Below are 23,008 nucleotides of genomic sequence, written 5' to 3'. Positions count from 1 at the left end.
GTCAAGGAAACCACCCGCCCCGCGTGCCCGGCGGTGGCCCGGTGCGTCCGGTCGGACGGACCGGGCCGGGGCCGGTCACGCCGGGCGGGCCGCTGCCCGGCCGCTGCGGCCGGCGCGGCGGTCAGAGGTTGGTCAGGTCGACCGGGATCCGCGCCTCCGCGCCGTCCCGCAGGATCGTCGCCTCGATGAGGCCGTACGGCCGGTCGGCGGCGAAGTAGACCTCGTTGTCGTTCTTGAGCCCGAAGGGCTCCAGGTCGACGAGGAAGTGGTGCTTGTTGGGCAGGGAGAAGCGGACCTCGTCGATCTCCGCACGGCTGTTGATGATCCGCGCGCCCATCTGGTACAGCGTCTGCTGCAGCGAGAGGGAGTAGGTCTCGGCGAAGGCCTGCAGCATGTGCTTCCTCACCTGCTCGTAGGACTTCTCCCAGTTGGGCGCCTTCTGCTCGTCGTCGGTCCAGTTGAACCGCCAGCGGCCGGAGACCTCCGTCGCCAGGATGCGGTCGTACGCCTCCTGCAGGGTGGTGTACCGGTCCTTCACGTAACCCCAGAACTCGGAGTTGGTCGAGTTCATCACGACCAGGTCCTTCAGGCCGGAGACGACCTCCCAGGACTCCCCGTCGTAGGTGATCTGGGTGAGGCGGGTCTCCTGGCCCTTGCGGACGAAGGAGTGCCTGACCTCGTCCGCGCCGATGAACTTGGAGTTGGCGTCGGAGGCGTCGATGCGCTCCCAGGCGTACTCCTCGATGCGGATGCGCGCGCGGTGGATCGGCTCCTGGGAGGTCACGAAGTGGCGGGCGAGGTGGATGCCGAACTGCTCGGCGGACTCGATCCCGTACTCCTTGGCGAACGCGTACACCGTGTTCTTGGTGGTGTCGGTCGGGAGGACGCTGGCGTTCGAACCGGAGTAGTGGACGTCGTCCATGTCGCCGGAGAGCGCGACCGAGACGTTCAGGTCCTTGATGTGGTGGGTGCCGCCGTCCCGCGTGATCTTCACGACGCGGTTCTCGGCCTTGCCGTACTGGTTCTGTCCCAGGAGTACGGGGCGGCCGGGTCGGGATGTGGCTGTCATTGTCTGCTAGCTCCCTCGGTAAACGGAGTAGCCGAACGGGTTGAGCAGCAGCGGTACGTGGAAGTGCTCGCCCGGCACGACGGCGAACGTGATCGCCACCTCCGGGAAGAACGCACCGCTGTCCCGATTCGCGGGGGCGTCCTGCTGGGCCTCGGCTTGCTTCTTCGCGAAGTACGGCCCGGTCTCGAAGTCGAGCCGTACGTGGGTGGTGCCCTCCGGCAGCGCCGGCAGGTCCTTGCACCGGCCGTCCGCGTCGGTCGCGGATCCGCCGAGTGCCGTCCACTCGCCCCCGGAACCCTCGCGGGCCGACAGGGACACGGCGACGCCCTCGGCGGGGCGGCCGGCGCTGGTGTCCAGGATGTGGGTGGACACGGACGCCGTGGTCTCGGTGCTCATGCGCTCTCCTCCTCCACGAGACGGGTCAGCCGGATCCGGTTGATCTTCCCCAGTTCGGCGCGGACGATCTCCCGCTCCCGCTCGGGCGAGTGGTCGATCCGCTCCCGGACGGCGTCCCTCATCTGCTCACCGGTACGGCCGGTGGCGCAGATCAGGAACACATGGCCGAACTTCTCCTGGTAGGCCAGGTTGAGTTCGAGCATCTCGGCCTTGAGCTCCTCGGAGGCACCGGCCATCCCGCTCTGCTCGCGGGAGGAGGTCGGGTCCCCGGGCTTCGGCCGGCCGATCGGCGGGTGCCCCGCCATCGCCTCGGCCAGATCCTCGGCGGTCAGCTCGGCCATGGCGGCGTCGCCGGCGGCGAGGAGGGCCTCGACGGTGGCGTAGGGGCGCCGGGCCAGCAGCGCGCTGCCCCATGCCGTACTGGCACACACCTCGTGCAGCGCGGACCGGGCCTCGCTGTCCGTCGAGGTGTTGAACCGGGTGAGGCCCGGTACGGAAGTCGAAGACACGGGGTCCTCCGTGGCTGTTCTGCAAGGTGAGTCGGACGGGCTGCGGATAGCTAACGCCTTCCCACGACAGCCAGTCAACAGTTTGTTGAAATTTTGTGGCCGGAAAGGCCGCCGTCCCGGGATGCGGACGGCCACCGGACGCCGTACGCCCCTGACCGGCCGAGCCGCGGCCCGAGCGGCCCCGGGCCCGCATTTCCGGATGCGTCGCTCCGCCGGGCGGGTGAACCTGAGGGAAGTCCAGGCACCTGAACACCAGGGAGAACACGATGATCCAGATGTTGCACGAGAAGGGCCTGCGCAGCGAGCACGCCTACACCGCGGCGTTCGTGTCCATCGGCCTGTCCATCCTGGCCTGGACCGCATCGCGCAAGGCCGAGCCGGGCGCCGGACTCGACCGCGCGGACCGGTGGGGCATCTTCGTCGGAGAGTGGGCACCCACGTTCTTCGGCCTCGGACTCGCCCTCTCGCACTACGAGCAGCACGACGGCACCCTCGTCGCCGGCGTGCACGACATCCGCAAGGCGCAGTCGTCGTCGAAGGAGCAGGAGGCCATGTGACCTTGCGAACAGCAGCGCCCGCCCCGGTCGGCGACGACCCGGGGGCGGGCGCTCGGCCGTGCACGGAGCCGGTGCCCCGGGTCGGGCGCTCGGCCGTGCGCGAACCGGTGCGCGGGGGCGGACGGAGCGTGCCGGCGGGTCCCCGGGTCCCGCCGACCACCCGCCTCGGGCCTCCCGCCCTAAGGGCTCTTCTCCCGGTTCAGGTAGTTGTAGACGGTGAACCGGCTGACCCCGAGCGCACCGGCCACGGTCTCCACTCCGTGCCGTACGGAGAAGGCACCGCGCGCCTCCAGCGTCCGTACGACGGACTGCTTCGCCTTGCGGTCGAGTGACGACAGCGGCATGCCGTGGCGCCGCTCCATGGCGGCCAGGATGTGGTCCAGCGAGTCCGAGAGCTGAGGCAGCCGCACGGCCAGTACCTCGGCTCCCTCCCAGGAGAGGACCACGTCGTCCGGCTGGGCCTGGTCCGGGCGGAGGATCTCCGCCCCCATCGCGTCCGCCAGCGGTCTCACGGCGCTGACCAGGGGATGCTCGCCGGGCCCGGTCACCGCTCCCCCTCCGCGTTCTCGTTAGCATCCGCATCCGCGTCCGCGTCCTCGCTCGCGTGCGCATGCGCGTTCGCGCTTTCCACGGCTCCGTCGTCCACGGCCTCGCGACGGCCGCCCACGGCTCCGTCGTGGACGGCCGTCGCGGTGCCGTCCTCCCCGATCACGTTGACCTGCAGCGACACCCGGGTGGCGCCCGCGCCGAGGGCCCGGCGCAGCAGCGAGTCGACCGCGGTGAGCACGGCGTCCGCCCCGCCCTCGGCGGTGTTGCCGAAGGGGCCGACGTCCACGGCGTCCAGGTCGGCGGCCTGGATGACCTCACGGGCGACCAGCGCGTGGGCCGGGGCCTCGTCGAGGTCGAAGGGCTCTGTCGTGAACTCCACTCGCAATCGCATGACCCCACGTTAAGCCCGCCCGTACGGGCGCCCGCCGGGCGGTGCCGGAGAATCCGGCGACCGCGTGCGACGGAACGGCCCGCCTCCCGCGTAGAGCCGGATGGAGGAAGCCGCACGCCCCGGGGTGGCGGGCGGCAGGACGAGGGAGGGGTGGGCCGGCATGACGGGTCACGGACGCAGAGCGGTACGGGGTGCGGCGGTCGCCGCGGCGGCGATGGCGGTGCTGACCGCGTCACAGGCGCAGGGGGCCCTGGCCTCCGCGCCCGCACCCGTCGGGGAAGGCGGGACACCCGGGCCGAGTGTCTCGGGCGACTCCGCGTACCGCACCGAGTTGCCCCCGCTCCGCGCGCGGGGAGCCGGAGGCCCGGCCGGCGGGGATGCGGGCGAAGGGAGCCCGGTGGCGGGCGGCGGCGCGCTCCCGGCCGGCGTCTTCGCCGCCTACCGGCGGGCCGAGTCGGAACTGGCGCGCAGCGCCCCCGGATGCGGGCTGCGCTGGCAGTTGCTCGCCGCGATCGGGCAGGTGGAGTCCGGGCAGGCGCACGGCGGGCGGGTGGGGCCGGACGGGACGACCGTCACGCCGATCCTCGGGCCCCGGCTGGACGGCAACGGCTTCGCGCGGATCACGGACACGGACGGCGGGGCGTACGACGGGGACACGGTGTACGACCGTGCGGTCGGGCCGATGCAGTTCATCCCGTCGACCTGGGCGGTCTGGGGTGCCGACGGCAACGGCGACGGCCGGGCCGACCCGTCGAACATCCACGACGCGGCACTCTCCGCGGGCCGCTATCTGTGCGCGGGCGGCCGGGACCTCTCGGAGCCGGCCGACCTGGACCGCGCGATCCTCGGGTACAACCGCTCGACGGCCTATCTGCGTACGGTCCTGGCGTGGTTCAACTACTTCCTCCAGGGGCACCTGGTGGTGCCGGACGCGGGTGGCGCCGGAACCGCCGCGCCCCGTGCCACACCGGCGCCCTCCCGCACGGCCCGGCCCGCCCCGCCCGGACCGGACGCCTCCACCCGACCGAGGGGGACCGGCGGCGCGGACGGCACACGGCCGCCGGGGTCCTCCGCGTCGCCCGCGCCCCGGCCCACGGAGCAGGGCACCGAGGGCCCGGGCCGCCCCGTGCTGCCCGTCGCGCCCGTGCCGGCCGTCCCCACGCCCCGGGCCCCGCTGCCCGGCGGCGGCGTACCCTCCGGCACGGAGCCGCTGGTCGGCAACGGTAAGGACTCGATGCGCGCCACCCCCTCCACAACCCCGGATACCCGGCGGTAATGTCGCCCCCCGCCGGGCAGGACGGGACCGGCGGGGTGAGCGCGAAGGGGCCCTCATGGCGACGGACACTCAGACTGCGCATTCGGGCGCGGAGGAGCGGGCGGCCCGCGGCGGGCCCCGGGAGGGGGCGTCGCAGGAACGCTGGCAGCGCGCCTGGAGCCATCGCGAGGACCTGCTCAAGGTGGCCCGTCGGCGGTCGATGAGCCAGGAGGACGCCGAGGACGCCGTGCACGAGGCGATGCTGCGGGCGGCCGAGAACCCGCATCTCGACGACGACCGGCTGGGCGCGTGGCTGACGACGGTGACGATGCGGCTGTGCGTCGACCGGTACCGGCAGGTCAACCGGGAGGCGGAGGTACGCAGCAGCCCGCTGCTGGTGGCGCCGCGGCCCGCGCCCGTCGACGAGGTGGTGTGCGACCGGGCCGAGGCGAAGTGGCTGGCCGTGCGCAGCGGTGAGCTGCCCGCCCGGCAGGCGGAGGCACTGCGGCTGAAGTCCGAGGACCTCGACGTCGGTGAGGTCGCCCGGGAGATGGGGCTGAGCTACCGGACGGTTGAGTCGCTGCTGGCCCGGGCCCGCCGGACGCTTCGGGCGTCGCTCGCGGGCACGCTGGGGGTGGTCCTTTGGCTGCTGGGGCGCAGGCCCCGGACGGGAGGCAACGCTCATCTGGTGGTCGCCGCGTCGACCGCGGCGACACTCGCGGCCGCCGGTTTCGTCGTCCCGTACGCCCAGGAGGGCGACGGGCCGGGGCCGTCCCCCAGCACGTCCGAGACCGCCGATGTCCGGACCGCGGGCGACGGCGCCGGGCGGGGCGGCGAGGAGCGGGGCGGCGCGGGGCAGAGCGTCCCGACGGGCCCGCTGCCCGCTCCACCCGGCGTACCGGGAGCACCGGGCGACGGCCTGCCCGTACCGCTGTTGCCGGGTGGGCCGGCGCTTTCCTCGCTCCCGCCGGTGGCGGTGCCCGCGGTGCCCGCGCCCGCGGTGCCCTCCGTCCCGGAGGTGCCCGGGATACCCGTGACGCCCGGGATACCGGAGCTGCCGGAGCTGCCCGACGCATCCGGCGCGCCACGGCTGCCGGAGGCCTCCGGGGTGCCGCGGCCGCCGGACCTGCCGGGGGGTCCGGGCGGCGCCGCCGAGGGGACGCCCGGCCTGCCCCGGCCGACCGCGACCGCGCCCGCCGCTCCGGCGGAACCGGCCCTGCCCAGCCCCCCGCCCGCGGGGCCGCCGCCCGCACCCACCCGGTCGATCCCGGGCGACATCCCTGCACCCTGACGACCGTCGGACCGCTGCTCCACCGAACACGACCGCGCCCACGCCCGGCCCGCGCATCGCGCCCCGCCGGACCGGCCCGGCCCGGCGCGACCGCCGACGGCAGCGGCGGAACCCCGGACGCGCCCCGCGCGGCCCCGCCACGACCGCCGGCGGCCCCGCATCCTCCGGTGTCTCGGCGCGGCGCGGCATCCCGGGCGGCTTCCGCCCCGCGCGCATGCGCCCACCGCGATCCCGCGGGAGCCGGACCGGTGGACGGGCCGCCCCGGGCGACCGGGCGAACGGGCCGCCGACCGGGAAGGGCGCGTACGGACGCCTCCGTACCCATGGGAAACGGGGGCGGCCCGCCTTCCCCCGCCCTTCGGTCTGCCCCCGCCGGACCGCCTCCCCCCGCCGGCGCCGTCGCCCCCGGCACACCCGTGTGAACGCCCCGTCTCACCCGCGTAAAAAATCTCGGTCCTCGTGCGACGGACGCCCCGTCCCTCCCCGTAGAGCAGATGTCGGAGCTGCTCAACGGCTGAAGGGTGTACCGGATGGGTGTCGAGATCTGTGTGGAGGGGCTGACCAAGTCCTTCGGCCACCAGGTCATCTGGCAGGACGTGTCGCTGACGCTGCCCGCCGGGGAGATCTCGGTCATGCTCGGCCCCTCGGGCACCGGCAAGTCCGTGTTCCTCAAGACGCTCGTCGGGCTGCTCAAGCCCGACCGCGGGTCGGTGCGGATCGCGGACCGGGACATCACCCGGCTGCGCGAGCACGACCTGTACGAGGTGCGGAAGCTGTTCGGCGTCCTCTTCCAGGACGGCGCGCTGTTCGGGTCGATGAACCTGTACGACAACATCGCCTTCCCGCTGCGCGAGCACACCCGCAAGTCCGAGACGGAGATCCGGCGGATCGTCCTCGAGAAGATGGACATGGTCGGCCTGATCGGCGCCGAGGAGAAGCTGCCCGGCGAGATCTCGGGCGGGATGCGCAAGCGGGCCGGGCTGGCGCGCGCCCTGGTGCTCGACCCGGAGATCATCCTGTTCGACGAGCCGGACTCGGGACTCGACCCGGTGCGGGTGGCCTATCTCAACCAGCTGATCGTCGACCTCAACGCGCAGATCGACGCCACCTTCCTCATCGTCACCCACGACATCGCCTCCGCCCGTCAGGTCCCGGACAACATCGGGCTCCTCTTCCGCCGGGAGCTGGTGATGTTCGGGCCCCGCGAGCGACTGCTGACCAGCGACGAGCCCGTCGTGCGGCAGTTCCTCCACGGCCGGATGCAGGGTCCGATCGGCATGGCGGAGGAGAAGGACGCCGCCCAGGTCGAGCTGGAGCTCGCACAGCTGGACCGGGGCGGGTCGGCCGACGACGGTGGCGGCGCGATGACCCCGCGGCTGCTGCCGAGCCCCGGCATCACCCGCCCGCCCCGCTGGGAGGCCATCGCCCGGCGTGAGGCGGAGCTGCACGGCCGCAAGGAGGTGGCGGGAACATGAGCCTCTCCCCCACCGGGGCGCTGCGGCACTCCGGCAGCCTGTTCGCGATGGCCCTGGACGTCCTGCGGACGCTGCCCCGCCGGCCCTTCCAACTGCGGGAGTTCATCCAGCAGGCCTGGTTCATCGCCAGTGTGACGATCCTGCCGACGGCGCTGGTCTCGATCCCGTTCGGCGCGGTCATCGCGCTGCAGATCGGCAGCCTGACCCGGCAGCTCGGCGCCCAGTCCTTCTCGGGCGCGGCCTCGGTGCTCGCCGTCCTTCGGGAGGCGTCGCCGATCGTGACGGCCCTGCTGATCGCGGGAGCAGGCGGCACGGCGATCTGCGCGGACCTGGGCGCCCGCAAGATCCGCGAGGAGATCGACGCGATGCAGGTGCTGGGCATCGACCCGATCCACCGCCTGGTCGTCCCCCGGGTGCTGGCGTCGATGGTGGTCGCGGTGCTGCTCAACGGCCTGGTGTCGGTGGTCGGGGTCGCGGGCGGCTACTTCTTCAACGTCGTCCTGCAGAACGGCACTCCCGGCGCCTACCTGGCCTCCTTCACCACCCTCGCCCAGCTGTCCGACCTCTGGGCGGCCGAACTGAAGGCGCTGGTCTTCGGGGCGATCGCGGCGATCGTCGCCTCGTACAAGGGGCTGACGGCCAAGGGCGGCCCGAAGGGCGTGGGCGACGCGGTGAACCAGTCGGTGGTCATCACCTTCATGTTGCTGTTCGTCACGAACTTCGTGATGACCGCCGTGTACTTCCAAGTCGTTCCGCAGAAGGGCTGACCGTGGCGCTGATCGACCGTCTCGTGGGGCGCCCGCTGCGCTCCCTGGAGGAGCTGGGCGCCCAGCTGGTCTTCTACGGGCGCTCACTGGCCTGGACCGGACGCACCCTGCGCCGCTACAAGAAGGAGGTGCTGCGGCTGCTGGCCGAGGTCAGCTTCGGCCGCGGCGCTCTCGCCGTCGTCGGCGGGACCGTGGGCGTGATCGCGTTCCTGTCCTTCTTCACCGGCACCGAGGTGGGGCTCCAGGGGTACGCGGCGCTCAACCAGCTCGGCACCTCCAACTTCGTCGCCTTCCTGTCCGCGTACTTCAACACCCGGGAGATCGCCCCGCTGGTGGCGGGGCTGGCGCTGTCGGCGACCGTCGGCGCCGGGTTCACCGCCCAGCTCGGCGCGATGCGGATCAGCGAGGAGACCGACGCCCTGGAGGTGATGGGCGTCCCGTCGCTGCCGTTCCTGGTGACGACCCGGATGATCGCGGGGTTCGTCGCCGTCATCCCGCTGTACGTCGTCGGGCTGCTGTCCTCCTACTTCGCCGCCCGGACGATCACGACGGGCTACTACGGCCAGTCGGCCGGCACCTACGACCACTACTTCCAGCAGTACCTGCCGCCCGTCGACGTGCTCTGGTCGTTCGGCAAGGTGATCGTCTTCGCCGTCGTGATCATCCTGGTGCACTGCTACTACGGCTACTACGCCGGCGGCGGACCGGCCGGTGTCGGCGTCGCGGTCGGCCGTGCGGTGCGCACCTCCATCGTCGCCATCAACATCCTGGACTTCTTCCTCAGCCTGGCGATCTGGGGAGCCAGCACGACCGTACGGATTGCGGGGTAGTGCCGATGTCCGTCCGACTGCGGATCAACGGAATCGTCTTCATCGCGGTGCTGGGGCTGCTGCTGTCGCTGTCCGTGGCCGTCTACCGCAAGGCGTTCACCCCCGTCGTCCGGGTCACGCTGGAGACCGGCACCCTCGGCAACCAGCTGGATCCCCAGGCCGACGTCAAACTGCGTGGGCTGCTGGTCGGCGAGGTCCGCGGGGTGCGGGCCGACGGGGAGAAGGCGACGCTGGACCTCGCCCTCGACCCGGAGCACGTGTCGCGGATCCCGTCCGACGTCCGGGCCCGGCTGCTGCCCAAGACCCTGTTCGGGGAGAAGTACGTCGACCTGGTCGCCCCCGACGGCACCCCGGCACGGGCGATCCGCGCCGGGGACGTCATCACCCAGGACCGCACCGCCGTCGGCATCGAGGTGCAGCAGCTGATGAACGATCTGCTGCCGCTGCTGCGCACGGTCCGCCCCGCCGAACTCAACGCCACGCTCACCGCGTTCTCCACCGCGCTGGAGGGCCGGGGCGACCGGATCGGCGCCAACCTGGCCCGGGTGGAGGACTATCTGCGCCGGCTCAACCCCCATATGCCGTCGCTGCAGGAGGACATCTCACGGTTCGCGGACGTGGCCGAGGTGTACGGGGACGCCGCGCCGGACCTGATGCGGATTCTGCGCAACACCCTCACCACCAGCCGCACCGTGGTGGAGAAGCGGGAGCAGCTGGCCGCCCTGTTCACCTCCACCGCCGGTGCCGCGAACACCGCGGACGCCTTCCTGGGCGACAACGGCGAGCGGCTGATCACCCTGGGCCGGGTCTCGCGGCCCACGCTGGCGCTGTTCGCCCGCTACTCGCCCGAGTACCCCTGCCTGCTGGACGGTCTCGTCCGGCAGGAGGCCGCGTCGGCACAGACCTTCAGAGGCGGAAAGATGCGTATCACCCTCGAGTTCGTCCATCCGCGGCCCGGGTACCGCCCCGGGGAGGAGCCCCGCTGGGGGGAGCGCTCGGGTCCCGACTGCCACGGCATGCCCCGGCCGCGGGTCCCGGCACCGGACGTGAAGCTGGACGACGGCACCACCCGGGTCGCGCCGGGGGCCGCGACGGGACGGCCGGTGTCCGCGACGCGGGCCGAGCAGCGGGCCGTCGGATCGCTCGTGGCCCCGGTCCTGGGCGTGCCCGCGGACGAGGTGCCCGCGGTGGCCACGCTGCTGTTCGGCCCGATGGCCCGGGGGACGGCGGTGAGCGTCGCATGAGGTCCGCGTCCCTGCGGCGGGCCGGCCAGACCGCGTCGCCGCTGATCAAGTTCGGTCTGTTCGCGGTGGTGACCGTGCTCGCCACGGCACTGCTCGCCGCCACCATCGCCACCGTCTCCTTCACCCCCGAGCACACCTACCGCGCGGTGTTCAGCGATGTCACCGGCCTGGAGGAGGGCGACGACATCCGTGTCGCCGGTGTGCGGGTCGGCGAGGTGCGGGAGATCGGCATCAAGGACCGGACGCTGGCGGAGGTCACGTTCACCGTGACCGAGAACCGCCCGCTGCACACCGGCACCGGCGCGGTCATCCGCTACCGCAACCTGGTCGGCTCGCGGTACGTCGCGCTGACCGAGGGCCCCGGCGACGGCTCGGCACTGCCGCCCGGGAGCCGGATCCCGCTGTCGCGCACCCAGCCCGCGCTCGATCTGAACGCCCTGCTGGGCGGGTTCAAGCCGCTGTTCGCGGCGCTCAGCCCCAAGGACGTCAACCAGCTCGCCACCCAGATCGTGAGGACGCTGCAGGGGGAGGGCGGCACGGTGAACAGCCTGCTCGCGCACACCGCCTCGCTCACCACCACCCTCGCCGACCGCGACGAGCTGATCGGCTCGGTGATCGACAACCTCAACACCGTGCTGGCGACCCTGGACAAGCGCGGCGCGCGCTTCTCCGCGCTGATCAAGCAGCTCCAGCGGGTGGTCTCCGGTCTCTCCGCCGACCGGAAGCCGATCGGCGAGTCGCTGGCGAACATCAACAGCCTCGCGGAGGCCACCTCCGGCCTGCTGGAGGACGCCCGCCCGCCGCTGCGCGACGACATCGCGGAGCTGCGGGATCTGACCGGGACGCTGAACGACAACGAGAAGACCGTGGAGGGCGTGCTGAAGCGGCTGCCGAACAAGCTCGACAAGCTGACCAGGACCGCCTCGTACGGCTCCTGGTTCAACTTCTACCTCTGCGACTTCGACGGACGGGTGGTCCTCCCGGGGACCGGTGAGGTCATCACCCCCGAACTGCACGTCGCCCGGGCGAGGTGCGCATGAAGGGGCGTCAGAGGGCCCGCATGATCCCGTTCCGGGAGCGCAACCCCGTGACCATCGGCGCGGTCGGCCTCACCGTGCTCGCGCTGCTGGCCGTCGCCGCGTTCAACGCCGACGACCTTCCGCTGATCGGCGACGGCGAGACCTACAGCGCCGCGTTCTCCGAGGCGGGCGGGCTGAAGCCGGGCGACGAGGTGCGGGTCGCCGGGGTGAAGGTCGGCAAGGTCGACGAGGTGGACCTGGACGGGGACCACGTCAAGGTGGTCTTCCGGGTCAAGGGGGAGCCGGCTTTCGGCACCCGCACCGGTGCCGCCATCCGCGTCAAGACGATCCTGGGCGCCAAGTACCTCGCCCTGGAGCCGAAGGGGCCGGGGCAGTTGAGGCCGGGCAGCGAGATCCCGCTGAACCGCACCACGCCCGCGTACGACGTCGTGACGGCGTTCAGCGACCTCACCACCACGACGGAGCAGATCGACACCGAGCGGCTGGCCACGGCCCTGGACACGATCTCCACTACCTTCGAGGACTCCCCGGCCGAGGTGCGGGAGTCGGTCAGGGGCCTGTCGCGCATCTCCCGTACGGTCGCCTCCCGCGACCAGGCGCTGCGCGAACTCCTCGACCACGCCGACGGGGTCAGCGCGGTGCTCGCCGAGCGCTCCCGGGAGTTCTCCCTCCTGGTCAAGGACGGCGACGCGCTGTTCCAGGAGATCTCGCGGCGGCGGGCGGCGATCCACGCCCTCCTCAAGAGCTCCGCCTCGCTCGGGGTCCAGCTGTCGGGCCTGGTGAAGGACAACAGCAAGGAGATCGGGCCCGCGCTGAAGGGCCTGAACCAGGTCGTCGACATGCTCGAACGCAACCAGGCCGCCCTCGACCGCAGCGTGCGGCTGCTGGCTCCGTATGTGCGCGTCTTCGCCAACACCCTCGGCAACGGGCGCTGGTTCGACAGCTACATCCAGAATCTGGTCGCCGCTCCGGTGGTCCCGCGGACGGGAGGTCCCTCGTGAAAGCGCCCCTGCCGCGCATACGTCTGCCGCACACGTCCCTGTCCCGCATACGTGTGCCGCGCACACCCCTGTCGCGCATACGTCTTCCGCGCACACTTCTGTCGCGCATACGTCTGCCGCGCATACGTCTGCCGCGCACACCCCTGTCCCGCATACGTCCGCCCCGCACACCGCTGCTGCGGGGGGTGGCGCTGGTCACCGCCCTCGCGCTGGTCGCGGCGGGCCTGCTGCTGTGGCCGCGGGAGGAACCGGTGCGGGTCACCGCGTACTTCCCTCGGACGGTCGGCATCTACCCGGGCTCGGACGTCCGGGTGCTCGGTGTCCGCATCGGCGAGGTCAAGGAGATCACTCCGGAGGGCCGCCGGGTGCGGGTGGTGCTGGAGTACGGCGAGGGACGGAAGGTGCCCGCCCAGGCGAAGGCCGCGATCATCAACTCGTCGGTGGTCAGCGACCGTTACGTGCAGCTGCTGCCCGTGTACCGGGGCGGACCGGTGATGCGGGGCGGCGATGTCATCCCGGAGGAGCGCACGGCCGTACCGGTGGAGCTGGACCGGGTCTTCGAGAGCCTGCACACGACCTCGGAGGCGCTCGGCCCGCGCGGCGCGAACGACGACGGCGCGCTGTCGCGGCTGCTGGGCGTGAGCGCGGACAACCTCGAGGGGCAGGGCGAGGCGATCCACCAGTCGGTGGAGGACCTCTCCCTGGCGGTGACCACTCTGTCGGACGGGCGGCAGGACCTGTTCTCCACCATCCGCAACCTCCAGGTGTTCACGGCCGCGCTGGCCGCGGACGACAAGAACGTCCGCTCCTTCAACGACAGCCTCGCGGAGGTGGCCGGGCAGCTCGCCGCGGAGCGCAAGGACCTCGCGGCGGCACTGCGGCACCTCGGGGTGGCGCTCGCCGACGTCTCCGACTTCGTACGGGCGAACAAGCAGTCGCTGACCTCGAACGTGGAGGGCCTGAGCAAGGTCACCAAGGTGCTGGTCACCCAGCGCGCCGCGCTCGCCGAACTGCTGGAGGTCGCCCCGGTCGGACTGTCCAACCTGCAGAACGCCTACAACCCGTCCGCGGGGACCCTCGACACCCGCAACAACGTCGAGCACCCGCAGGACCCGGCCTCGCTGCTCTGCTCGCTGCTGCGGACGACCGGGGACGGGAAGGCCAAGGACTGCGCCGACCTGCACAAACTGTTCGACTCCCTGCCGGAGCTGGAACCGGCCGGCACCCGGGCGGTCTCCGGCACCGGACCGGTCGACCGTACGCTCGGCGGAATCCTGGAGGCCCGCGCATGAGGGCACTGCGCACCGGCACGGCGGCATGGGCGGCGGCCGGCTCGCTGCTGCTGACGGGCTGTGAGTTCAACGGTCTGTACGACGTCGCCCTGCCCGGCGGCGCCGCGGCCGACGGCAACGCCTACCGGGTGACCGTCGAGTTCAGGGACGTGCTCGACCTGGTGCCCCAGTCGGCGGTGAAGGTCAACGACGTCACGGTCGGCGCGGTCGAGAAGGTCGAGCTGGACGGCTGGCACGCCCGGGTGCGGCTGCGCGTCGCGGACTCGGTGACCCTGCCCGCCAACGCGGTGGCCGAGCTGCGGCAGACGAGCATGCTCGGCGAGAAGTACGTGGCGCTGTCCTCGCCCGCGGACACCGCCCCGGCCGGCCGGCTGAAGGACGGCGACCGGATCCCGCTCTCCCGCAGCGGCCGCAACCCGGAGATCGAGGAGGTCCTCTCCGCGCTGTCCGCCCTGCTCAACGGCGGCGGGGTGGCCCAGCTCAAGACCATCACGGTTGAGCTCAACAAGGCGCTGGAGGGCCGGGAGAACCGGGTGAAGTCCCTGCTGACCGAGCTGGACACGTTCCTCGGCGGTCTCGACGGCCGGCGCAAGGAGATCGTGCGCGCGCTGGCCGGCATCGACCGGCTCGCCAAGCGGCTGGCGCAGGAGAAGAAGACCATCGCCGGGGCCCTGGACACGGTGCCGCCGGCCCTGAAGGTACTGGCCGACCAGCGGCGCAGCCTGACGGCCATGCTCACCTCGCTGTCGAAGCTGGGGAAGACCGGCAGCCAGGTGATCAACGCGTCGCGGGACGACACCGTCGCGAACCTGAAGAGCCTGCGGCCGATCCTGGAGCAGCTCAACAAGGCCGGTGACGATCTGCCCCGCTCCCTGGAACTGCTGACGACGTATCCGTTCCCGCGCAACGCGGTGGACGCCATCCACGGCGACTACGTCAATCTGAAGATCACCGCCGACCTCGATCTCGAGTCGGTCTACGGCAATCTCGCCGACGAGCCGTCGAAGCCCGGCGTACCGGACGTGCCGTCGCTGCCCGGCGTACCGGGACTGCCGGAGCCGCCCGGGCTTCCCGACGTCCCCGACGTGCCGGACGTGCCCGGCGTCCCGAAGCCCACGGCGCTGCCGGGCGAGCCGGGCGGGCCTCCTCCGGCCCCGACCCCGCCGGGCGGCGGAGGCGGCCTCTGCCCGCCGGTGTGCACCACCGGGCACGCGTCGTACGGGAGCGGCGACGGCGACGGACGGCCGCCGGGGGTCGATCTCGCGCTGGCGGAGCTGATGCTGAAGGGAATGCAGCCGTGATCACTCGCATGGTGAGGATCCAGCTCGCGGCCTTCGCCGCGGTCACCGCGATCGGCGTGTCGTACGTCGGGGCCCGCTACACCGGTCTGGTGGACGCCGTTTTGGACCGCGGCTACACCGTACGCGCCGACCTCGCCCACTCGGGCGGGGTGTTCCAGGGCGCCGAGGTCACCTACCGGGGAGTCCCCGTGGGCCGGGTCGGGGAGCTGCGGCTGACCGGGCGGGACGGCGTGTCCGTGGACCTGGACATCGAGGACGGGGCCCGCATCCCGGCGGACACGGTGGCGGTGGTGGCGAACCGTTCGGCGGTCGGCGAGCAGTACGTCGACCTGCAGCCGCGCGGAACGGGCGGACCGTACCTCCGCGAGGGGAGCGTCATCGCCCGCGGCGACACCCGGGTGCCGCTGCCGACCACCGACGTGGTCCTGAGCCTGGACCGGCTGGTGAACTCCGTCGGCAAGGAGGATCTGCGGATCACGGTCGACGAGCTCGGCAAGGCCTTCGCGGGCACCGGTCCGGAGCTGAGCAGGCTGGTGGACTCCGGCAACAACCTGGTCGAGGCGGCGTCCGGATCGCTGCCGCAGACGATCGCCCTGATCGAGGACTCGCGGAAGGTGCTCGGCACCCAGGCGGAACAGGGTTCGGCCATCCGGTCCTTTTCGCGGGACCTGGCGGCGCTGACCGCCGAGCTGAAGTCCTCCGACGGTGACATCCGGCGGCTGGTCGACGCCGGGGCGCCCGCCGCGCAGGAGGTCGACTCGCTGCTGTCGGAAACCCGGCCCCATCTGCCGGTCCTACTGGGCAACCTGATCAGCGGCGGCCAGATCACGCTGGCCCGGCTGCCCGGTGTGGAACAGGCCCTGGTCACCTTTCCGGTGGTGGTGGCGGGCAGCTACACGGTGATCCCCGGGGACGGCACCACCCACTTCGGCATGGTGACGAACGCCGACGACCCACCGGCCTGCCGGCAGGGCTACGGGACCCAGCGTCGCGATCCCTCGGACACCTCGGACCGGCCCGCGAACACGGCGGCGCACTGCTCGGCCCCGCGAGGTGGCCCCGTCTCGGTCCGCGGCGCGCAGAACGCGCCCGGCTCCTCGGGGCGTTCCGGCGGCGGCGCGGACCCGGCCGCGTACGTCACCCCTTACGACCCGGAGACCGGCACGGCCGCCGGACCGGACGGAACGACTGTCGAGATCGGCTCGACGGGCGGCGAACAGAGCGTGTTCGGAAAGGAGTCATGGCAATGGCTGCTCGTGGGACCGATGGCATGACGGACATGGCGGTGGAGAGCACGGCGAGCCCGTCGGGGGCGGAGAGCGCGGCTGGCGTGGCGGGCGCGGAGAGCCCGTCGGCGGCGAAGAGCAGGGCGGACCGCGCCTCGGCGGTCACGGCGGCAGGCGACGGCAGCACCGTCCCGGCGGCCGATGGCGGGAAGAGCGACGCAGCGGCCGACGGCGGGAAGACCGTCCCGGCGGCTGACGGTGACGGCACCGCACCGGAGACGGACGGAGACGGGACCGACCCGTCCGCAGGCGCGACGGCAACGGCCCGCGAGGCGGGCGGCGGGCGCGGGGGGCACGTGGTGAGGGCCCTGCGGGCGCCGGCCCGGCTCGGGGCACGGGTGGCCTCGGCCGCCCGGCACGGCAGGGCGGTGGCCGCCGTCCTCGCGGTGGCGACCGTGGCGACGACGGCCCTGTCCCTGTGGCTCGGCGTCCAGGTGTACGAGCAGCGCGCCGACGAGCAGCGCCGCCAGGACATCCTGGCCGCGGCCCGGCGGTCGGCCCTCAACTTCACCTCGCTGGACTACCGGCACTACGCGCGGGACAGCGCCAACGTCCTGAAGGGCGCCACCGGCGACTTCAAGAAGCAGTTCGCGGCGCAGACAGCGGAGTTGACCAAGCTCGTCGCCGCGAACAAGTCGGTGTCCGAGGGCCAGGTGCTGGAGGCCGGTATCGCCCGCTCCGACGAGCGGTCCGCCCGCGTCCTGGTCGTCGCCGACAGCAAGGTGACCAACTCGGCCGCCCCGGAGGGCCAGGCCCGTACCTACCGGCTCCAGCTCGACCTCGTGCTCGAGGGCGGCCGCTGGCTGACGTCGAACGTGGAGTTCGTCGGCTGAACCGCGCCCGCAGCCGGCGCCTCTACGACCACCAGTGAGGAGAATTCCCGTGGCGAACACGACGACCCGCGGCCGCGGCTCCGGTTCCCCCGCCCGGCGTTCCATGACCGCCGCGGCCAGGGCGGCGGCCAAGCGTGCCGGGCAGACCGGCCAGACCGGCCAGACCGGAGGCGCCCGGCGGGCCGCGCCGGGAACGGACGGTTCCGGACGGCCGGCCGCAGCTACCGGCGGTGCCGTGGCCGGGCGCACCCTGCGTGCCGAGGACCCTCCGCCCGCGGGTACCGAACCCGACTGGGAGGCGCCCGGCTGGGAGGAGGCCGCGCCGGACGCGGAGTCCGCTGCCGGGGCCCCGGCGGCGGACGGCGGGACGCCGGAGGGCCGCCGGTCCTCGCGGCGCCGGTTGCTGGTCTGCGCGGTACTGGCCGTGCTCACCGTCGCCGGGCTGGTCGCGGCGGCCGTGCTCGGTACCGCGTACGCGAACGGCCGGCAGGCCGAACAGGCGCGGTCCGGGGCGCTGGCGGCGGCCCGGAAGGCGGCGCCGGCCGTGCTCTCGTACGACCACCGGCATCTGGAGCGGGACTTCGCCGCGGCACGCGGCCATCTCACCGGCCCGTTCCTCGAGGAGTACCGCAGGACGACCACGAAGGTCGTGGCGCCCACGGCGAAGAAGTACCAGGGGGTGGTCACGGCCTCGGTGGTGGCACCGCCCGGCGGCGGCGGTTCCGCGGCCTCGGTGGTGTCGGCGTCACCGGACAGGGCCGTGGTCCTGCTCTTCGTCAACCAGGTGACGCGGAGCACCCGCGTCGACGGGCCCCGGGTGGACCTGAACCGGGTCCGGATGGAGCTCACCCGGACCTCCGGAGGGTGGAAGGTCAGCGCGGTCGACGCGCTGTAGACCGCCGGGAGGGACCACTGCGCCCTCCGGGTGGCGGTGGGGGGACGGCCGAGTACGGCCGTCCCCCCACCGCCACCCGGGGGGCGCTTTCGCGTGGCCCGGACGTGCCCGTCACGGGCCACTCCGGGCGCCGTTGCCGCCCGGCGGCTCCCGGCGGCTCTGCGCGGCTCCCGGCGGCTCCCGGCGGCTCTGCGCGGCTCCGGGCGCCTCCGGGCAGCTCCGGGCAGCTCCGGCGGCTCCCGGCGGCTCCGGGCGGCTCCGGGCGGCAGAGGCTTCCCCGGCCGCATCCGGCCGGGCCTGCCTTCTCCGCCCGCCCTGATCGGTCCGCCGCCCGCCCGCCACGCTCTTCGCCGCCCGCCTCGCTCGCCGCCCGCCTTCAGACGTGGCGGGCGCGGTCGCGTGCCCATCTCGCCGGGGCCGCGGCGCCGGGGAGCGGCCAGTAGCGCGGTCGCTGTCGCATCCGGAGCGCGGCCGGAGCGCGGCCAGACGTCGGCCGGAGCGCGCCCGGACCCCGCCGGATCACGCCCGGACCCCGCCGGATCGCGTCCGGATCGCGTCCGGATCGCGGTCAGATGTCGGCCCGGCCTTGACATCCCTCCCCCACGACAGGCAATCTTCCATTAAGCAGAAAGAAGTTTCCGCAATACGGAAGGGGCGCATCTCCTCATGGGATACCCGGACCAGCGCTTCGATGTGAACCTCTCGATCCTCTTCACCGAGCTCCCGCTGCTGGAGCGCCCGGCGGCCGCCGCCGCGGCGGGCTTCACTGCGGTCGAGCTGTGGTGGCCGTGGACCGACACCGCCACACCCGAGCAGAGCGAGCTGGACGGCCTGAGGAAGGCGCTCAAGGACTCCGGCACCCGGCTGGTGGGCCTGAACTTCTACGCCGGGCAGCTGCCGGGCCCGGACCGCGGCGCCCTCTCCGTACCCGGCGAGGAGTCGGACCGCTTCCGCGCCAACATCGACGTGGCCGCGGACTTCGCCGCGTCGGTCGGCTGCAAGGCGCTCAACGCCCTCTACGGCAACCGCGTCGAGGGCGTGGACCCGGCGGTCCAGGACGAACTCGCCCTGGAGAACCTGGTGGCGGCGGCCCGCGCGGCCGACCGGGTGGGCGCGATCCTGCTGATCGAAGCCCTGAACAAGCCGGAGTCCCCGCTCTACCCGCTGGTGAGCGCACCCGCCGCGATCGAGGTCGTGGACAGGGTCAACGCCGCCACGGGCCTCGGCAACGCCAAGTTCCTGCTGGACATCTACCACCTGTCGATGAACGGCGAGGACGTCGCCGCCGTCATCGACGCCTACGCGGCGAAGACCGGCCATGTGCAGATCGCGGACAACCCCGGGCGCGGCGCGCCGGGCACCGGTTCCCTGCCGCTCGAGGAGCTGCTCGACCGGCTGAGGAAGGCCGGTTACGACGGCTGGGTCGGCCTGGAGTACAAGGCCGGCGACCGTCCGAGCGCCCGGTCCTTCGACTGGCTCCCCGAGAGCGCCCGGCCCGCGCACTGAGCCCGGGCCTGCCGTCCGCCGCCCCCCTTCGTACCACCGCTTCAAGAGAGGCATCCCGATGAGCACCCTCGCAGACTCGCCCCGTACCGACCTGCCCACGATCGCGTGGATCGGCCTCGGCATCATGGGCTCCCCCATGTCCGAGAACCTGATCAAGGCGGGCTACCAGGTGACCGGCTACACCCTGGAGCAGGAGAAGCTGGACCGCCTCACTGCCGCCGGGGGCACCGCCGCCACGTCGATCGCCGAGGCCGTCGCGGGCGCCGATGTCGTGATCACCATGGTGCCGGCCTCGCCGCAGGTGGAGGCCGTGGCCTACGGCCCGGACGGCATCCTGGAGAACGCGAAGCGCGGTGCCCTGCTGATCGACATGTCCTCGATCACCCCGCAGACCTCCGTAGAGCTGGCGAAGAACGCGGCCGACAAGGGGATCCGCGTCCTGGACGCCCCCGTCTCCGGCGGCGAGGCCGGCGCCGTCGAGGCGGTACTGTCGATCATGGTCGGCGGCGAGCAGGACGCCTTCGACGAGGCCCGCCCCATCCTCGAGGCCCTGGGCAAGACGATCGTCCTGTGCGGCCCGCACGGCTCCGGCCAGACGGTGAAGGCCGCGAACCAGCTGATCGTCGCCATCAACATCCAGGCCTGCGCCGAGGCCGTCGTCTTCCTCGAGAAGTCCGGTGTGGACCTGCGGGCGGCCCTGGACGTCCTCAACGGCGGACTGGCCGGCTCCACCGTCCTGACCCGCAAGAAGGACAACTTCCTCGACCGGGACTTCAAGCCGGGCTTCCGGATCGACCTCCACCACAAGGACATGGGCATCGTGACCGACGCCGCCCGCAACGTCGGTGCCGCACTGCCGGTCGGGGCCGTCGTCGCCCAGCTGGTCGCCTCCCTGCGCGCACAGGGCGACGGGGGCCTGGACCACTCCGCACTGCTCCGCGCGGTGGAGCGCCTGTCCGGCTCGCCGGCCGCCTGACCCGCCCCGGCGTCCGCCCGCCCGCCCCACTCGCACCCGGGCGGATGTCCGCGGCGGGTGACCACGACGGTTGACCGCAACGGATGTCCGCGGCGGACGACCACGGTGGTTGACCGCAGCGAGCGACCGTGGCGGATCACCACGGCGGGTGACCGCAGTGGACCCGCACCCGCCCGGACCCCACAGTTCCCCACCCCCCGGGGTCGTCATCGGCCCCCTCACACGTCCGGGCCGTGGCTGCGCCGACACCTGTCCTGTCGCGCCCAGGCGCAGCCACGGCCCGGATTCCCACCCCAGACTTCAACAAACTGTTGACGTTCTCTCGGGCACGTACTTACGCTCCTGACACCTCAGCAGCTCCCGCACGGAAGGCCGCCCTCCCACCCATGACGCAGCGCGTGCTTACGACCGAGTCCGGCGCCCCGGTCGCCGACAACCAGAACTCCGCCACCGCCGGCGTCGGTGGCCCGCTCCTGCTCCAGGACCAGCACCTGCTGGAGAAGCTCGCCCGCTTCAACCGCGAGCGCATCCCGGAGCGGGTCGTCCATGCGCGCGGCTCCGGCGCGTACGGCTACTTCGAGGTGACCGACGACATCACCGGCTTCACCCGGGCCGGGTTCCTGGACACGGTCGGCAAGCGCACCGAGGTCTTCCTGCGCTTCTCCACCGTGGCGGACTCGCTCGGCGGCGCGGACGCCGTCCGCGACCCGCGCGGCTTCGCGGTGAAGTTCTACACCGAGGAGGGCAACTACGACCTCGTCGGCAACAACACCCCGGTGTTCTTCATCAAGGACCCGGTCAAGTTCCCGGACTTCATCCACTCCCAGAAGCGCGACCCGTTCACCGGCAAGCAGGAGCCGGACAACGTCTGGGACTTCTGGGCCCACGCGCCGGAGGCCACGCACCAGATCACCTGGCTGATGGGCGACCGGGGCATCCCGGCCTCGTACCGCCACATGAACGGCTACGGGTCCCACACCTACCAGTGGACGAACGCCGAGGGCGAGGCCTTCTTCGTCAAGTACCACTTCAAGACCAACCAGGGCATCCGCTGCCTGAGCAGCGAGCAGGCCGCGGAGGTCGCGGGCAGCGACCCCAACTCGCACCAGACGGACCTGCTGCAGGCCATCGAGCGGGGCGTGAACCCGTCCTGGACGCTGTACGTGCAGATCATGCCCGCGGCCGAGGCGGCGGACTACCGCTTCAACCCGTTCGATCTCACCAAGGTGTGGCCGCACGCCGACTACCCGCTGCAGCGCGTCGGACGGCTGGTCCTCGACCGCAACCCCGACAACGTCTTCGCCGAGGTCGAGCAGGCGGCGTTCTCGCCGAACAACTTCGTGCCGGGCATCGGGCCCTCGCCGGACAAGATGCTCCAGGGCCGTCTGTTCGCCTACGCGGACGCCCACCGCTACCGGCTCGGCGTCAACCACACGCAGCTCGCGGTGAACGCGCCGAAGGCCGTTCCCGGCGGCGCCGACAACTACGGCCGCGACGGCCTCATGGCCACCCGCAACGGCTCCCGCCACGACAAGAACTACGAGCCGAACTCGTACGCGGGCCCGGTGCAGACCGACGCGGCCCTCTCGGCCCCGCTGGCCCTGTACGGCCACACCGGCACGCACGCCGCGCCGCTGCACGCCAAGGACGACGACTTCCACCAGGCCGGTGAGCTCTACCGCCTGATGTCGGAGGAGGAGAAGTCGCGTCTGGTCGCGAACATCGCCGGCGGGCTGTCCCAGGTCTCCCGCGACGACGTGATCGACAAGAACCTCGCCCACTTCCACGCCGCCGACCCGGACTACGGCAAGCGCGTGGAGGAGGCGGTCCGCGCCCTGCGCGAGGACTGAGCCCCCGCTCCCCCGTTCCCTCCGTGCTCCCCCGTTCGTCCCGCTCCCCGCGCCGTCCGGATCTGCCACGCCGGTCACATCGGCCGTGTCGGCCATGTCGGCCGCGTGGTGCGTGCCGGTCGCCGGCCCGGGGCGGGAAGCACGGGGGACCGAGACCGCGTACGCGTGCAGACTGGGAGGTCCCGCCTGCGTACGCCGTCCGAACCGCCGGCCCGGATGAGGGGTGGCCGGCGGGGAGGACACGGCGCCGGCCGCGCGGCCGGCGCCCGCCCGAGGACCGCGGCGGTGTGCGAGCCAGTGCGGTGGTACGGGCCGACCGGGCTCCCTTCCAGACCTGAGGGAGGGGGCCGGAGAGCCCATCGCCCCGCCGCGGTCCCGGCGGAAGCCGACCCGACCCGAACGGCCGGCCCAATCCGAACGGCCGGCCCGACCGGCTGAACCCGACCGCAGTCGGCCGCAGTCGGCCCACGTCGGCCGAACCCGGTGGCCGGCCTCTCGGGGCTCCCCCTCGCGAGCCCCTCAGGCGCAGGATCCGAACGTCCCTCCCCGGCCCCGTGCCTCCTTCGGCCCGGACCCCGGCCACCCGGAGGGCCTTCCTCGGTCGGGCTCGTGGCGACCCCGCGCCCCCGCCCCCGCCCCCGCCCCAGCCCCAGCCCCAGCCCCCGGGAGACTTGCCGGCCCGGGGAGACTTGCCG

The 23,008-nt window shown here is 72.8% G+C and carries 21 protein-coding genes and 1 pseudogene; 17 read left to right on the top strand and 5 right to left on the bottom strand.

Annotated features, from left to right (window positions below):
* Positions 1-121: 121 nt before the first annotated feature.
* From pucL to uraD, 3 genes are read right to left on the bottom strand one after another with little or no spacing between them, the layout of a single operon-like run.
* Complete coding sequence (pucL, locus tag DDW44_RS25770; protein WP_027732247.1) at positions 122-1,069, bottom strand: factor-independent urate hydroxylase; 948 nt, start codon at positions 1,067-1,069, stop codon at positions 122-124.
* A gap of 6 nt (positions 1,070-1,075) precedes the next feature.
* Positions 1,076-1,465, bottom strand: coding sequence for a hydroxyisourate hydrolase (uraH, locus tag DDW44_RS25765; protein ID WP_017944496.1), 390 nt, complete (start codon positions 1,463-1,465; stop codon positions 1,076-1,078).
* Entirely contained in the window at positions 1,462-1,974 is a 513-nt protein-coding gene (gene uraD / locus DDW44_RS25760) for a 2-oxo-4-hydroxy-4-carboxy-5-ureidoimidazoline decarboxylase (protein WP_027732246.1), read from the bottom strand. Before uraD ends, uraH begins: the two co-directional genes overlap by 4 nt.
* A gap of 266 nt (positions 1,975-2,240) precedes the next feature.
* Between uraD and DDW44_RS25755 the strand changes: the two genes are divergently transcribed.
* Positions 2,241-2,531 carry a hypothetical protein gene (locus tag DDW44_RS25755; RefSeq protein ID WP_017944498.1) on the top strand — a complete coding sequence of 97 codons (291 nt, stop codon included), beginning with the start codon at positions 2,241-2,243 and terminating at the stop codon, positions 2,529-2,531.
* Positions 2,532-2,710: 179 nt separating this feature from the next.
* Here DDW44_RS25755 and DDW44_RS25750 read toward each other — a convergent pair whose 3' ends face one another.
* Together DDW44_RS25750 and DDW44_RS33000 are read right to left on the bottom strand one after the other, a co-directional pair.
* Complete coding sequence (locus tag DDW44_RS25750; protein ID WP_018888756.1) at positions 2,711-3,079, bottom strand: helix-turn-helix domain-containing protein; 369 nt, start codon at positions 3,077-3,079, stop codon at positions 2,711-2,713.
* A gap of 149 nt (positions 3,080-3,228) precedes the next feature.
* Positions 3,229-3,471 (bottom strand): annotated as a pseudogene (locus DDW44_RS33000) (YkoF family thiamine-binding protein); the annotation flags it as partial.
* 160 nt (positions 3,472-3,631) lie between these two features.
* Here DDW44_RS33000 and DDW44_RS25740 point away from each other — a divergent pair.
* The 16 genes from DDW44_RS25740 to DDW44_RS25665 all read left to right on the top strand — a co-directional run bounded on the left by DDW44_RS25740 (position 3,632) and on the right by DDW44_RS25665 (position 22,313).
* Positions 3,632-4,747 carry a lytic transglycosylase domain-containing protein gene (locus DDW44_RS25740; RefSeq protein ID WP_108907925.1) on the top strand — a complete coding sequence of 372 codons (1,116 nt, stop codon included), beginning with the start codon at positions 3,632-3,634 and terminating at the stop codon, positions 4,745-4,747.
* A 55-nt stretch (positions 4,748-4,802) separates the two neighbouring features.
* The gene (locus DDW44_RS25735; protein ID WP_108907924.1) at positions 4,803-6,017 is read left to right on the top strand and encodes an RNA polymerase sigma factor; all 1,215 of its coding nucleotides are present in this window, start codon (positions 4,803-4,805) and stop codon (positions 6,015-6,017) included.
* A 530-nt stretch (positions 6,018-6,547) separates the two neighbouring features.
* On the top strand, positions 6,548-7,492 hold the full coding sequence (locus DDW44_RS25730; protein ID WP_108907923.1) for an ABC transporter ATP-binding protein: 945 nt from the start codon (positions 6,548-6,550) through the stop codon (positions 7,490-7,492).
* Entirely contained in the window at positions 7,489-8,259 is a 771-nt protein-coding gene (locus DDW44_RS25725; protein WP_017944504.1) for an MlaE family ABC transporter permease, read from the top strand. The genes DDW44_RS25730 and DDW44_RS25725 overlap by 4 nt, the downstream gene beginning before the upstream one ends.
* Before the next feature lie 2 nt (positions 8,260-8,261).
* Complete coding sequence (locus DDW44_RS25720) at positions 8,262-9,089, top strand: MlaE family ABC transporter permease (RefSeq protein WP_017944505.1); 828 nt, start codon at positions 8,262-8,264, stop codon at positions 9,087-9,089.
* Positions 9,089-10,333, top strand: a complete 1,245-nt coding sequence (locus tag DDW44_RS25715; protein ID WP_108907922.1) for an MCE family protein — start codon at positions 9,089-9,091, stop codon at positions 10,331-10,333. The genes DDW44_RS25720 and DDW44_RS25715 overlap by 1 nt, the downstream gene beginning before the upstream one ends.
* On the top strand, positions 10,330-11,373 hold the full coding sequence (locus DDW44_RS25710) for an MCE family protein (RefSeq protein ID WP_017944507.1): 1,044 nt from the start codon (positions 10,330-10,332) through the stop codon (positions 11,371-11,373). Before DDW44_RS25715 ends, DDW44_RS25710 begins: the two co-directional genes overlap by 4 nt.
* A 20-nt stretch (positions 11,374-11,393) precedes the next feature.
* Positions 11,394-12,374 carry an MCE family protein gene (locus DDW44_RS25705; protein WP_018888751.1) on the top strand — a complete coding sequence of 327 codons (981 nt, stop codon included), beginning with the start codon at positions 11,394-11,396 and terminating at the stop codon, positions 12,372-12,374.
* Positions 12,375-12,559: 185 nt separating this feature from the next.
* A complete protein-coding gene (locus tag DDW44_RS25700; RefSeq protein WP_108907921.1) occupies positions 12,560-13,666 on the top strand; it encodes an MCE family protein in 1,107 nt (368 codons plus the stop codon).
* A complete protein-coding gene (locus DDW44_RS25695) occupies positions 13,663-14,967 on the top strand; it encodes an MCE family protein (protein WP_108907920.1) in 1,305 nt (434 codons plus the stop codon). The genes DDW44_RS25700 and DDW44_RS25695 overlap by 4 nt, the downstream gene beginning before the upstream one ends.
* Positions 14,964-16,241 carry an MCE family protein gene (locus tag DDW44_RS25690; protein WP_108907919.1) on the top strand — a complete coding sequence of 426 codons (1,278 nt, stop codon included), beginning with the start codon at positions 14,964-14,966 and terminating at the stop codon, positions 16,239-16,241. Before DDW44_RS25695 ends, DDW44_RS25690 begins: the two co-directional genes overlap by 4 nt.
* A 350-nt stretch (positions 16,242-16,591) precedes the next feature.
* A complete protein-coding gene (locus tag DDW44_RS32995) occupies positions 16,592-17,086 on the top strand; it encodes a hypothetical protein (protein ID WP_051093093.1) in 495 nt (164 codons plus the stop codon).
* Between the two features lie 49 nt (positions 17,087-17,135).
* A complete protein-coding gene (locus DDW44_RS25680) occupies positions 17,136-17,981 on the top strand; it encodes a hypothetical protein (RefSeq protein WP_108907917.1) in 846 nt (281 codons plus the stop codon).
* A 666-nt stretch (positions 17,982-18,647) separates the two neighbouring features.
* Complete coding sequence (locus DDW44_RS25675) at positions 18,648-19,487, top strand: TIM barrel protein (RefSeq protein WP_018888745.1); 840 nt, start codon at positions 18,648-18,650, stop codon at positions 19,485-19,487.
* Positions 19,488-19,545: 58 nt separating this feature from the next.
* Positions 19,546-20,463, top strand: coding sequence for a 2-hydroxy-3-oxopropionate reductase (locus tag DDW44_RS25670; protein WP_108907916.1), 918 nt, complete (start codon positions 19,546-19,548; stop codon positions 20,461-20,463).
* 386 nt (positions 20,464-20,849) lie between these two features.
* Positions 20,850-22,313: a catalase gene (locus DDW44_RS25665; protein WP_108907915.1), complete on the top strand. Its 1,464-nt coding sequence runs from the start codon at positions 20,850-20,852 to the stop codon at positions 22,311-22,313.
* Positions 22,314-23,008: the final 695 nt, after the last annotated feature.

The organism is Streptomyces tirandamycinicus, from assembly GCF_003097515.1.
GTDB classification, from domain to species: domain Bacteria; phylum Actinomycetota; class Actinomycetes; order Streptomycetales; family Streptomycetaceae; genus Streptomyces; species Streptomyces tirandamycinicus.
This window is presented reverse-complemented; position numbering and strand designations above follow the sequence as displayed.